Source organism: uncultured Faecalicoccus sp., assembly GCF_944325745.1.
Taxonomy (GTDB): domain Bacteria; phylum Bacillota_I; class Bacilli_A; order Erysipelotrichales; family Erysipelotrichaceae; genus Faecalicoccus.
On sequence record NZ_CALVBG010000038.1, the window covers coordinates 1 to 11904 of the forward strand.

Annotated in this window: 11 protein-coding genes and 1 other annotated feature; all 11 genes read left to right on the plus strand. The window is 42.3% G+C overall.

Annotated features, from left to right (window positions below):
- The coding region (gene ilvC / locus Q0J48_RS04850) for a ketol-acid reductoisomerase (RefSeq protein ID WP_296242159.1) at positions 1 to 705 on the plus strand (705 nt) is incomplete at its 5' end.
- Between the two features lie 64 nt (positions 706 to 769).
- A complete protein-coding gene (gene ilvD, locus Q0J48_RS04855) occupies positions 770 to 2431 on the plus strand; it encodes a dihydroxy-acid dehydratase (RefSeq protein ID WP_296242161.1) in 1662 nt (553 codons plus the stop codon).
- Positions 2428 to 3609, plus strand: a complete 1182-nt coding sequence (locus Q0J48_RS04860; RefSeq protein ID WP_296242164.1) for an ATP-binding protein — start codon at positions 2428 to 2430, stop codon at positions 3607 to 3609. The genes ilvD and Q0J48_RS04860 overlap by 4 nt, the downstream gene beginning before the upstream one ends.
- Positions 3610 to 3613: 4 nt before the next feature.
- A complete protein-coding gene (gene ilvA / locus Q0J48_RS04865; RefSeq protein ID WP_296242165.1) occupies positions 3614 to 4807 on the plus strand; it encodes a threonine ammonia-lyase in 1194 nt (397 codons plus the stop codon).
- A 14-nt stretch (positions 4808 to 4821) separates the two neighbouring features.
- Positions 4822 to 5196: a RidA family protein gene (locus Q0J48_RS04870; RefSeq protein ID WP_296242166.1), complete on the plus strand. Its 375-nt coding sequence runs from the start codon at positions 4822 to 4824 to the stop codon at positions 5194 to 5196.
- A gap of 139 nt (positions 5197 to 5335) precedes the next feature.
- Complete coding sequence (locus Q0J48_RS04875; protein ID WP_296242168.1) at positions 5336 to 5566, plus strand: FeoA family protein; 231 nt, start codon at positions 5336 to 5338, stop codon at positions 5564 to 5566.
- Positions 5551 to 7584, plus strand: a complete 2034-nt coding sequence (gene feoB, locus Q0J48_RS04880) for a ferrous iron transport protein B (RefSeq protein WP_296242170.1) — start codon at positions 5551 to 5553, stop codon at positions 7582 to 7584. The genes Q0J48_RS04875 and feoB overlap by 16 nt, the downstream gene beginning before the upstream one ends.
- A 49-nt stretch (positions 7585 to 7633) precedes the next feature.
- Positions 7634 to 7838 (plus strand) — a binding site (T-box leader).
- Positions 7839 to 7876: 38 nt separating this feature from the next.
- Entirely contained in the window at positions 7877 to 9625 is a 1749-nt protein-coding gene (thrS, locus tag Q0J48_RS04885) for a threonine--tRNA ligase (RefSeq protein ID WP_296242172.1), read from the plus strand.
- On the plus strand, positions 9607 to 10527 hold the full coding sequence (locus Q0J48_RS04890) for a hypothetical protein (protein WP_296242174.1): 921 nt from the start codon (positions 9607 to 9609) through the stop codon (positions 10525 to 10527). The genes thrS and Q0J48_RS04890 overlap by 19 nt, the downstream gene beginning before the upstream one ends.
- Before the next feature lie 142 nt (positions 10528 to 10669).
- Positions 10670 to 10930: a co-chaperone GroES gene (locus tag Q0J48_RS04895; protein WP_296242176.1), complete on the plus strand. Its 261-nt coding sequence runs from the start codon at positions 10670 to 10672 to the stop codon at positions 10928 to 10930.
- An 11-nt stretch (positions 10931 to 10941) separates the two neighbouring features.
- Positions 10942 to 11904 (plus strand): chaperonin GroEL (gene groEL / locus Q0J48_RS04900; protein ID WP_296242178.1); only part of this gene is annotated, 963 nt, incomplete at its 3' end.

Genomic DNA, 11904 nt, shown 5'->3' on the forward strand with positions numbered 1-11904 from the left:
GCCTTTGCTCATGGTTTCAATATTCATTTTGGATGCATCGTTCCTCCAAAAGATGTCAACGTGATCATGATTGCTCCCAAAGGTCCAGGGCATACAGTCCGCAGCGAATATGAAGCTGAAAAAGGAGTTCCTTGTTTGATCGCGGTTGAACAAGATGCGACGGGAGATGCATGGGATCTTGGTTTAGCCTATGCAGCCGGTATTGGTGGAAGTCGTGCCGGTGTCTTAGAGACAACATTCCGTACGGAAACAGAAACCGACTTATTTGGAGAACAAGCTGTTCTTTGCGGCGGTGTTTGTGCTTTGATGCAGGCAGGGTATGAAACTTTGTGTGAAGCTGGATACGACCCAAAAAATGCATATTTTGAATGTATCCATGAGATGAAATTGATCGTGGATCTGATCTATCAATCTGGTTTTGCCGGAATGCGTTATTCCATCAGTAATACCGCAGAATATGGTGATTATATTACCGGACCGAAGATCATTACCGAAGATACAAAGAAAGCGATGAAAAAGATCTTGAGCGATATTCAAGATGGTACATTCGCTAAAGATTTCTTGTTAGATATGTCTAAGGCTGGCAATCAGGTTCATTTCAAGGCAATGCGTAAAAAAGCCGCTGAACACGATTGTGAAAAAGTAGGTGCGGAAGTCCGTGCTTTATACAGCTGGTCGGATGAAGATAAACTGATCAACAATTAACACAAAGATTAGACAATCCATTACGGGTTGTCTAATGCTTTATTTAGGATGAGGAGGAAAAACAATGAAGAGTGATGCAATGAAAAAAGGGTTTGATAAGGCACCTCAACGCTCTTTGCTGCATGCTTTGGGTTTGACCCAGGAAGAAATTGATCGACCGATTGTCGGGATCGTCAGCTCATATAATGAAATTGTCCCCGGCCATATGAATTTGGATAAGATTACGGAAGCAGTAAAAATGGGCGTTGCTATGGCAGGAGGAACACCGATCGTATTTCCGGCTATTGCTGTTTGTGATGGGATCGCTATGGGCCATCAAGGTATGAAATATTCTTTGGTAACTCGCGATCTGATTGCGGATTCTACGGAAGCGATGGCTTTGGCGCATGCCTTTGATGCCTTAGTCATGATCCCCAACTGTGATAAAAATGTTCCAGGTCTTTTGATGGCAGCCGCCAGAATCAATGTGCCGACGATCTTTGTTTCGGGCGGACCGATGATGGCAGGAAAAATTGACGGCCATAAAACTTCACTTTCCAGTATGTTTGAGGCTGTGGGCGCTTATCAGGCCGGCAAGATCGATGAGGAAAAATTGACAGAATATGAATTAAAAACTTGTCCGACTTGCGGTTCTTGTTCTGGAATGTATACGGCCAATTCTCATAACTGTTTGACGGAAGTGCTCGGGATGGGACTTCCGGGAAATGGCACGATTCCGGCAGTTTATTCCAAACGAATCGAACTGGCAAAACATGCGGGCATGCAAGTCATGGAATTATGGAAACAAGATATTCGTCCGTTAGATATCATGACTGAAAAAGCCTTCCATAACGCATTGTGTGCAGACATGGCATTAGGATGTTCCACCAATTCTATGCTTCATCTGCCTGCCATCGCCAATGAATGCGGAATTCAGATCAATCTGGATATCGCTAATGAAATTAGCGCTAAAACTCCTAACCTTTGTCATCTGGCACCTGCAGGTCCTACGTATATCGAAGAATTAGACGCTGCCGGTGGTGTTTATGCGGTCTTAAATGAATTGAATAAAAAAGGATTAATCTATACCGATGTGATGACATGCACCGGAAAAACCTTGAAAGAAAACTTGAAAGGTCACCCTAATCTGAACCCCGAAGTGATCCGTCCTATCGATCATCCTTATTCAGAAACCGGAGGGATCGCCGTCTTAAGAGGAAATCTGGCTCCTAATGGATGTGTCGTCAAACAAAGCGCTGTGGCACCGGAAATGTTGGTTCACGAAGGACCGGCGAAAGTATACGACAGCGAAGAAGAAGCAATTGCCGGTATCTTCAATCACGAAGTTCAAGCGGGTGATGTGGTCGTAATTCGTTATGAAGGACCAGCGGGAGGACCTGGTATGCGTGAGATGCTTTCACCGACCAGTGCGATTGCAGGAATGGGATTAGATAAACAAGTGGCTTTGATCACCGATGGTCGATTCTCTGGAGCAACTCGCGGCGCAAGCATTGGTCATATTTCTCCGGAAGCTGTTTCGGGAGGTACGATCGCTTATGTTAAGAATAATGATAGGATTGCTATTGATATTCCTAATCATTCCATCACTTTAAAAGTGAACGATGAAGAATTGGAAGAACGTAAGAAAACGATGCCAATCAAAGTGAAGAAAGATGTCAAAGGATATTTAAAACGCTATGCCCAAATGGTGAGCAGCGCAGATAAAGGAGCTATTATCAACAAATGAGTCTACGAGTGTTAAGTGATGTACAATCATTTACTGTCTTTAAAGCTTTGGAAAAGGATAAGGTGATTCATAATTTTTATCGTCTTTTATTGAAAGAAGATATGGAATCTTATTCTGATTTTGTGAGCTCCTTATATAGGACAGGAACCGATGATTGGACACAGTACCTTTGTGATAAAGTGATGTCTTTGGAAAATTGTGTGATCCGAAATATCTGTGAGAAAAAAGAGATTCCCGGCTCCATTCAAATTGCCCTTTCTTTCGAGTTGGGTATCCTTCAAGAACTTTCACAGATGGAACCGGATGATTTCAAGATGAAAGGTTTTAAAGCACCATGGATCACAAAACCAATCAATTTGGAATCCGAATATTATGATCGGTTATCTCATATTGAACAATTTGGATTTGGAGATTATGCACGCTTTACGACTTTCCGCTTAGAATTGGTAACCCAAGAACCTGGTTTTGTGCTGAAACCGGTCGCATATCCAGATCCGATCTGTTTTTCAGATTTGATCGGCTATGATCTGCAAAGACAACAAGTAATTGCCAATACGGAGATCTTGCTCAAAGGACGTTTGGCAAGCAATGTTTTGCTTTATGGGGATGCCGGGACAGGGAAGAGTGCCACTGTAAAGGCGATTGCCAATGAATTTAGTGCTCGCGGTCTTCGCTTGATCGAGTTGGGAAAGAAAGAATTACATCTTCTTCCTAAGCTGTTAGATCTCTTGGCAAAGAATCCTTTGAAGTTTATCTTATTTATCGATGACCTTTCATTCCAAGAAAACGATGATGATTTTAGTGCTTTAAAAGCGGTTCTGGAAGGAAGTGTATCCGTTCGTTCAAACAATACGGTCATTTATGCGACAAGCAATCGCCGTCATATTGTCAAAGAGACTTTCCAGGCTCGCGAGGGAGATGAGATCCACCGCAATGATACGATGCAGGAAACGATCTCTTTATCGGAACGATTCGGGATGAAAGTTTATTATGAAAAGCCGAAAAAAGACCTGTATCAAGAAATAGTCTTTGGTCTAGCGGAACAATATGGACTGAATATTGATCACAAGACACTGGCTTTAAAGGCAGAACAGTTTGCCTTGCGTAAAGCTGGACGTTCTGCCCGTGCAGCTCGACAGCTGATCGAACAGTTGAGCGCACAAGAAGATTCGAGGTGAAAAGATGCTGACGCTGGATAAGATTTACCATGCGAGTTATGTTTTAAAAGATGTAGCGCGGAAAACGGATGTTTTATATGCACCTAAGATCAATCCGGATGCCAATGTGTATCTAAAAACAGAAAACCTTCAGAATACGGGATCTTTCAAGCTCAGAGGGGCTTATTATAAGATCAGTTCCTTATCCGAAGAAGAAAAGAAACATGGTGTGATTGCTTGCTCGGCTGGGAATCATGCACAAGGTGTTGCGTTTGCGGCAACCAAAAACGGGATTCCTTCCGTGATCTGTCTTCCGGATGGGGCTCCTATTTCAAAGGTCGAAGCGACAAAAGGGTACGGAGCGCAAGTGGTTTTGGTTCCAGGTGTTTATGATGATGCCTATAACAAGGCTTTGGAACTTCAAAAAGAGAAAGGCTATACCTTTATCCATCCGTTTGATGATGAAGATGTTATTGCCGGACAGGGAACGATTGGTTTGGAAATCTTAAGCCAGCTCCCTCAGGCCGATGCCGTTGTTGTTCCTGTTGGCGGCGGCGGATTGATTTCCGGTATTGCTTTTGCCATCAAGAGTTTAAATCCGAAGATCAAGGTGTATGGCGTGCAGGCAGAAGGAGCTGCCAGCATGGTTGAATCTTTAAAGGAAGAAGAGATCGTTCAATTGGAAAGAGTCAATACGATCGCTGACGGGATCAAGGTAAAAGAGCCGGGAAACCATACATTTGATCTGTGTCAAAAATATGTCGATGATATCGTGACAGTATCGGATGATGAAGTGGCGGGAGCCATCCTTTCCTTGATTGAAAATCAGAAACTGATTACCGAAGGTGCAGGAGCTGTTTCCGTTGCTGCAGTGATGTTTAATAAACTTCCTGTCAAAGGGAAAAATGTCGTCTGTGTTTTATCTGGAGGGAACATCGATGTCACGATCCTTTCGAAAGTCATTGAACGCGGTTTATTAAAATCAGGCCGAAGCGATACATTGGTGATCCAGCTGGAAGATAAACCGGGACAACTTCAGGGGGTTTCAGCCATCATCGCAAAATATGGTGCCAATGTAACCAGTGTAAATTACGAAAAAGCCAGTGAAGGCAGCAACATCACAGACTGTGTATTGCGAATCAATCTGGAAACACGAAATTTCGAACATATTCTGGCGGTTCGACAAGGATTGGAACAAGCAGGATTTAAATTAATTTAGGAGATCAGATCATTATGGAAAAAATTTATACACCTCAAGCGCCGGCGGCCATCGGCCCTTATAGTCAAGCGGTTGTTTCAAATGGAATGGTTTATACATCGGGGCAAATCGCAATTGATCCCTCTTCAGGAGAACTTCAAGGATCGGATATTCAAACGCAAACGAAACAAGTCATGGAAAATCTCGGTCATGTTTTAGAAGCTTGTCAAAGTGATTTTTCCCATGTCATCAAAACGACATGTTTTATTGTGAATATGCAAGATTTTGCAGCCTTTAATGCGGTTTATGGCGAATATATTCAAGATAAACCGGCCCGAAGCTGCGTGGCGGTCAAAGAACTCCCTAAAGGGGCTTTGGTTGAGGTCGAAGTCATCGCCATGCAAAAATAGTTCATAAACCTAAGAACTTTTTGATTCTTAGGTTTTATTTTTGTTTAAGTTAGATCAAGAATTCTAAAAAGAGTTTGCGTGTGTTCAGATTGTCAAATCTTGTTCGATGCATATAATTAATAGAGTGAGAAGGGTGATTATGCGACTGAAGGAAGCAACGATAGGAATCGAATATGTGGTTTCCAGACTGGATCTGGGCGAGCATTTAAAGGATCGTCTTCAATCTTTGGGGATGATCGCAGGAACGCAAATAGAAGTGCTCCATAAAAAGCGGAATGGAACGATGGTGATCGATTTGCGCGGAACACGATTTGCTCTGGGAAGTCATATTACGAATAAAATAGAGGTGACGGCATGTCAAGAGAGATAACGGTTTGTTTTATTGGAAATCCTAATTGTGGAAAAACGACGTTGTTTAATGCTTATACCGGGGCGAATTTAAAAGTTGCCAATTGGCCGGGTGTGACTGTAGAGCGCATGGAAGGAGCCATTCAAGATCATGACATGAAGATCCATTTAGTCGATCTTCCCGGAACGTATTCTTTGACTTCTTATACGATGGAAGAACAAGTTTCCCGCCAATTTATCTTGAGTGATCAGGTGGATGTCATTATTGATGTAGTGGATGCTTCCAGCTTGGAAAGAAGTCTTTATTTGACTTTACAGCTTCTTGAACTGAATAAGCCGATGGTATTGGCATTAAATATGATGGATATCATTGAAAAACGAGGCATGGAGATCGACCTACACCGTTTGTCAGAACTGCTGGGAATCCCTGTGGTCCCTGTGACCGCCAGAAAAAAACAAGGGATCCATACTTTGATGCATGCGGCTTGCCATCAGGAAGAAGGCCAAAATTCGCAAGTCAATCATAGGCCGCAAGCCATTCAAGGCGAGGTCATTAAACGCTATGCCATGGAATATGATTATAAACTTGAGGCCAAGATCTCAAAGATTCAAAGTGAGCTGGTTCGTCAAGATCCGCATATTCTCAATCCTAGATGGGTTGCGATCAAATTGCTGGAAGATGATAAAGAGATCAAAGAAAAATATCCATTGGATCTAACTGCATTGATCGATGGTGACGAAGATACACGAATCATCAATCAGAAGTATGACTATATCCAGGCAATCATTCGTGAGGTTTTGCTGGGAAAAAAATCGAAAGATGAACTGACGGATAAGATCGATCGAGTGGTGACCCATCCTGTTTTTGGATTGATCTTTTTCTTGCTGGTCATGTTGTTGGTCTTTGGATTGACTTTTTTATTAGGCGACATGTTAAAAGGCTATGTGGAATTTTTTGTCGATTGGTTGATCCAGATTTGTACTTCCGGCATGGAGGCTTTCCGGGTTTCAGATTGGCTGATTGATCTGGTGACCAACGGAATTATCGGCGGTGTTGGCGGAATTTTAACTTTTTTACCGAATATCGCAATCTTATTTTTGGCTTTAGCGTTCTTGGAAGACAGCGGTTATATGGCACGAGTCGCTTATGTCATGAACGATATTATGGAACATTTAGGACTTTCCGGTCGTTCTTTTATTCCTATGGTGCTAGGGTTCGGATGTACCGTTCCTGCTCTGATGGCCAGTCGTGCTTTAGAATCTCCTAAAGATCGCCATCGCGTGATGTTGGTGACGCCATTCTTTTCCTGCAGTGCCAAATTACCGGTCTATATTTTGTTTAGCGGGTTGTTTTTTGGCGAATATGCTACTTTGGCGGCCTACAGTATGTATATAATAGGGATCCTGGTCGCTTTGATCGTTGCCTGGGTCTTGCATCTGAAAGATAAGAACAAAGAGGAGAATCCTTTGTTGATTGAACTGCCTTTGTACAAAATGCCAAGCGCTTACACGATCTTTATTTATGTTTGGGACAAAGTCAAAGATTTCTTGACCAAAGCCGGTACGACGATCTTTATCGCATCGATCATTGTTTGGGTTTTGATGCACGTCGGATTCAGCGGCTACACATCCGATATTTCAACGAGTTTTGCGGCTACGATCGGAAATGCGATCGTACCGGTCATGGCACCGATCGGACTTGGCTATTGGCAGATCTGTGTAGCTCTGTTGGCTGGTTTGAGTGCCAAAGAAGTTGTGGTATCCAGTACGGCTGTCTTATTTGGAATTTCCAATATCAACGGGATGGCGGGGATGCAGACGTTGCATACAGCATTATCGGCCATGGGATTCACGGCTTTGAACGCTTATTGTTTGTTGTTGTTCTGTTTGTTATATGTGCCATGTGTCGCTTCTTTAGGCACGATCCGCAAGGAAAGCGGCTCGATACGCTATATGCTGATTATCATGATCTTTCAGATTTTGGTGGCATGGGGGATTTGTTTCGTTGTCTATCAGATCGGAACCATGTTTTTATTCTAATGAGAAAGTGTTTCTTTTGACTTCTTATTTAAATCGTCCTATAATCAAGCTAACGATAGTGATAAGGATATGGATGAGGTAATCTTTGATAAGAGAGGAAAGTGGCTGGTGAAAACTTTCTGAGAAGTTCTTGATCTACTCCCTTTGAATCGCCCTTGAAAAAGTGTGCCGTAATCTTGCGTTAAAAGAATAATGAAGTGCACATACATCGTATGTGAACAAAGGTGGTACCGCGTGCGACAGACGTCCTTTGAGATGGCTGTCGCTTTTTATATGAAAGGAAAGATAAAGTATGGAATTGATCAATGTTTTAGAACACGAAGATTTAGTCAAGCTGAATCATTCATGTGCCCACATGATGGCACAAGCTGTTAAGCGTCTCTATCCACAGGCTAAATTTTGGGTAGGACCGGTTATCCAAGATGGTTTTTATTACGACATGGATCTTGGCGACGTCAAACTGAGCGATGAAGACTTGGAAAAGATCTCTAAGGAGATGAAGAAAATCGCAAAAGATGGAAAGCGTATCGTCCGTCGCGAAGTTTCTAAAAAAGAAGCGGAAGAAATGTTTAAAGACGATCTCTACAAAGAAGATTTGATCTCCAATTTGGAAGATGGAACGATCACAGTCTATTCTCAAGGAGAATTTACCGATCTTTGCCGCGGACCCCATGTAGAGAGTGTAAAGGAATGTAAAAACTTTAAGCTTTTAAAACATTCCGGTGCTTATTGGAAAGGGGATGCCAACAATAAACAGTTACAACGTGTTTATGGAATCTGCTTCCCTACAAAAGAAGAATTGGAAGCGCATCTGGAAGCTCTAGAAGAGGCAAAGAAACGCGACCATAAAAAACTCGGTAAAGAAATGGGATTGTTCATGGTTTCGGAATATGCTCCAGGTATGCCGATCTTTTTGCCGAACGGCATGATCTTGCGTAACATTCTGGAACAGTTCTGGTATCAGGAACATACCAAAGAAGGTTATCAGTTTATCAAGACACCAATCATCATGTCTCGGGAACTTTGGGAAACTTCAGGCCATTGGGATCATTATAAAGAAAATATGTATACGACGATGGTCGATGATCGCGAGTTTGCGATCAAACCAATGAACTGTCCAGGCGCTTTATTGGTATACAATAACGATCTTCATTCTTATAAGGATCTTCCGTTAAGAGTCGGAGAACTCGGACAAGTGCATCGTCATGAGGCAAGCGGGGCCTTGAATGGTTTGTTTAGAGTTCGTACTTTTACGCAAGATGATGCGCATATCTTCGTTATGCCAGAACAAATCGAAGATGAAGTGAAAAATGTTTTGATGTTGATCGACAGACTTTATGGAGTCTTTGGACTTTCGTATGATATCGAACTGTCGACACGTCCAGAATCAGGCTACATTGGAAGTTTAGAGATCTGGGAACAAAGTGAAAAAGCTCTAGCCAATGCCTGTCATCACGCAGGGAAAGATTTTAAGGTCAATCCTGGGGACGGAGCTTTCTATGGACCTAAACTAGATATTCATATCAAAGATAGTCTTGGACGAGTTTGGCAGTGTGGTACGATTCAATTGGATATGAACTTGCCGAGCCGATTTGAATGTACTTATGTCGATCACGAAGGAAAAAAACAAACTCCGATCATGCTGCATCGTGTAGTTTATGGCTCGATCGAACGCTTTATTGGTATTTTGATCGAACATTTTGCGGGTCATTTCCCATTGTGGCTGTCTCCTGAACAAATCGTAGTGATCCCTGTTCATCAAGAAAAGCATTTAGAATATGCCCAGAAAGTAACGGATGCCTTAAAATCAAAAGGTCTTCGGGTTGAACTAGATGCGCGTAATGAGAAATTAGGATATCGTGTTCGTGAAGCGCAGATGAAAAAAGTTCCTTATCAAATCGTTGTCGGAGATGGGGAACAAGAAAATGAAACCGTTACAATTCGCAAGAGTGGATCGAAAGAATCCAATACGGTCGCATTGTCAAAAGCCGTACAACGCTTTGTAGAGGAGGTCGAAAACAAATGCTTATTCAATCAGTAAAAAAGATTGGATCCTTCGTTTTAGCGGGGGCAATGGCTGTTGGCCTTTCTGCCTGTGCTTCTCAAGAAGAAACGGCTAAAGATGAACCGGTTTCCATTCTATGTCCTACAGGTGCTCCGGCCCTTAGTATTTTGGGGGCTTCAAACCTGGAAGATGTCTCAATCGAATATGTAGACGGAACGGATATCTTAACTTCGGAACTCGCAAAAGAAGATGGCGATTATGATATTATTCTGGCACCCACCAACCTGGGGGCCAAGGTCTATGCGCAGAGCGAATCTTATCAGCTGGATGCGGTCATGACCTGGGGTAATCTTTATCTTGTGGGGGAAGAAGGCGTTGATCTTTCAACGACAACGATTGCAGCCTTCGGACAAAATGCTGTGCCAGGCCTTGTATTCAATGCTGTGGAACCGGAAGGTTTGAATGTGACATGGTATAACTCGGTATCTGAAGCACAGCAAGCTTTATTGACAAGTCAAACGCAAGTTGCATTGTTGGCACAACCAGTGGCTCAAGCTACCATTGCCAAAGCAAAAGAAAACGGAAAGACTTTGACGATCTTACAAGATCTGCAGGCTTTATGGCAAGAAACGACAGACAGTGAAGATGCCGGTTATCCGCAAGCCTCACTTTTTGTAAAAAGTGGTGAAGAAGATAAGGTTCAGCGTGTTCTTGATGCGGTCGAAACTTATATCGCAGATGCGGATGAAGAAACTTTGACCAACTCTGTTGATTCGGTAGGGGCAGAGGTCTTGGGTGTCCCTAATACACAGATTGCCGTTAAGACTTGGGATGCACAAAATATTCGCTTTGAGGAAGCAAGCGATGTAGCAGACGAGATCCAAAGCTTCTTATCGATTTTCAATATAGAAATGCCGGAAGGTTTGATCCTCGAATAGCCTATGAACTCTTAGGGAAGACCCCTGAGAGTTTTTTTGTGAATCTGCGATTTTTTTAGCAAACCTATTGCACAAGTGCTAGAAGTGAGTATAATTATGTTTAGCACATAGATAAAGGGAGTGCTAAAAGGAGGAATCGAGCATGTTAAAACCTTTACATGACTATGTCTTACTAGAAAAAGAAAAAGTAGAAAAAACAACAAATTCTGGAATTATTTTGACCAGCGGTAAAGAAAAATCGAAATTGGCCACTGTTAAAGCCATCGGTTCTGGTGTAGAGAAACCAGAGTATAAAGTAGGAGATCGGGTATTGTATCGTGAATATGCCGGTACGAACATGAAAGTTGACGATGAAGAATTTATCGTAATCAAAGATGAAGACATCATCGCATCAGAAGAATAGGAGGAATGATCATGGCAAAAGAAGTACGTTTTTCAAAAGATGCCCGTGAGGCAATGTTAAAGGGTGTGAATACGTTAGCGAATGCGGTTCGTGTAACTTTAGGTCCTAAGGGTCGCAATGTCGTCTTGGAAAAAGAATATGGTTCACCGCTGATCACCAATGATGGAGTCAGCATTGCCAAAGAAATTGAATTGGAAGATACATTTGAAAACATGGGTGCAAAATTGGTTTATGAGGTAGCCAATAAAACCAACGATACAGCTGGGGATGGAACGACAACGGCAACGATCTTAGCGCAGAGTATGATCGAAAACGGATTGAAACAAGTGGATCGTGGAGCGAATCCCGTTTTGATGCGTGAAGGAATTGAAAAAGCCAGCAAAGCAATTGCTGCTTATATTTTAGAGCATGCCAAAAAAGTAGAGAGCAATCATGATATTCAAAATGTTGCGTCTATCTCTTCCGGAAGTGATGAAATTGGTAAATTGATTGCGGATGCGATGGACAAGGTAGGTCGCGATGGCGTGATCTCTACGGATGAATCCAATGGATTTGAAGATGAATTAGAGATCAGCGAAGGTATGCAATATGATAAGGGATATGTTTCACCATATATGGTCAGCGATCGTGAAAAGATGGAATGTACGATGGAAAATCCTTATGTCATGGTTACTGATCAAAAGATCACGACGATCCAGGAAATCTTGCCGGTATTGGAACAGATCGTTCAAAGCAACCGCGCTTTATTGATCATTGCCGATGATTATGAAAATGAAGTGACTTCGACATTGGCATTGAATAAATTGCGTGGTACCTTCAACGTTGTAGCTACAAAGGCTCCAGGATTTGGAGATAATCAAAAAGAGATGCTGCAGGATATTGCAATCTTAACGGGAGCTACATTCTATTCAAAAGATTTGCAGATGGAATTAAAAGAACTGCAGTTATCGGATCTGGGTACAGTTAAAAAATTA

Bases quoted from the DNA above. Each gene is read 5' to 3' on its own strand.
- ilvD (WP_296242161.1), top strand. From the start codon at position 770: ATGAAGAGTGATGCAATGAAAAAAGGGTTTGATAAGGCACCTCAACGC.
- Q0J48_RS04860 (WP_296242164.1), top strand. From the start codon at position 2,428: ATGAGTCTACGAGTGTTAAGTGATGTACAATCATTTACTGTCTTTAAA.
- ilvA (WP_296242165.1), top strand. From the start codon at position 3,614: ATGCTGACGCTGGATAAGATTTACCATGCGAGTTATGTTTTAAAAGAT.
- Q0J48_RS04870 (WP_296242166.1), top strand. From the start codon at position 4,822: ATGGAAAAAATTTATACACCTCAAGCGCCGGCGGCCATCGGCCCTTAT.
- Q0J48_RS04875 (WP_296242168.1), top strand. From the start codon at position 5,336: ATGCGACTGAAGGAAGCAACGATAGGAATCGAATATGTGGTTTCCAGA.
- feoB (WP_296242170.1), top strand. From the start codon at position 5,551: ATGTCAAGAGAGATAACGGTTTGTTTTATTGGAAATCCTAATTGTGGA.
- thrS (WP_296242172.1), top strand. From the start codon at position 7,877: ATGGAATTGATCAATGTTTTAGAACACGAAGATTTAGTCAAGCTGAAT.
- Q0J48_RS04890 (WP_296242174.1), top strand. From the start codon at position 9,607: ATGCTTATTCAATCAGTAAAAAAGATTGGATCCTTCGTTTTAGCGGGG.
- Q0J48_RS04895 (WP_296242176.1), top strand. From the start codon at position 10,670: ATGTTAAAACCTTTACATGACTATGTCTTACTAGAAAAAGAAAAAGTA.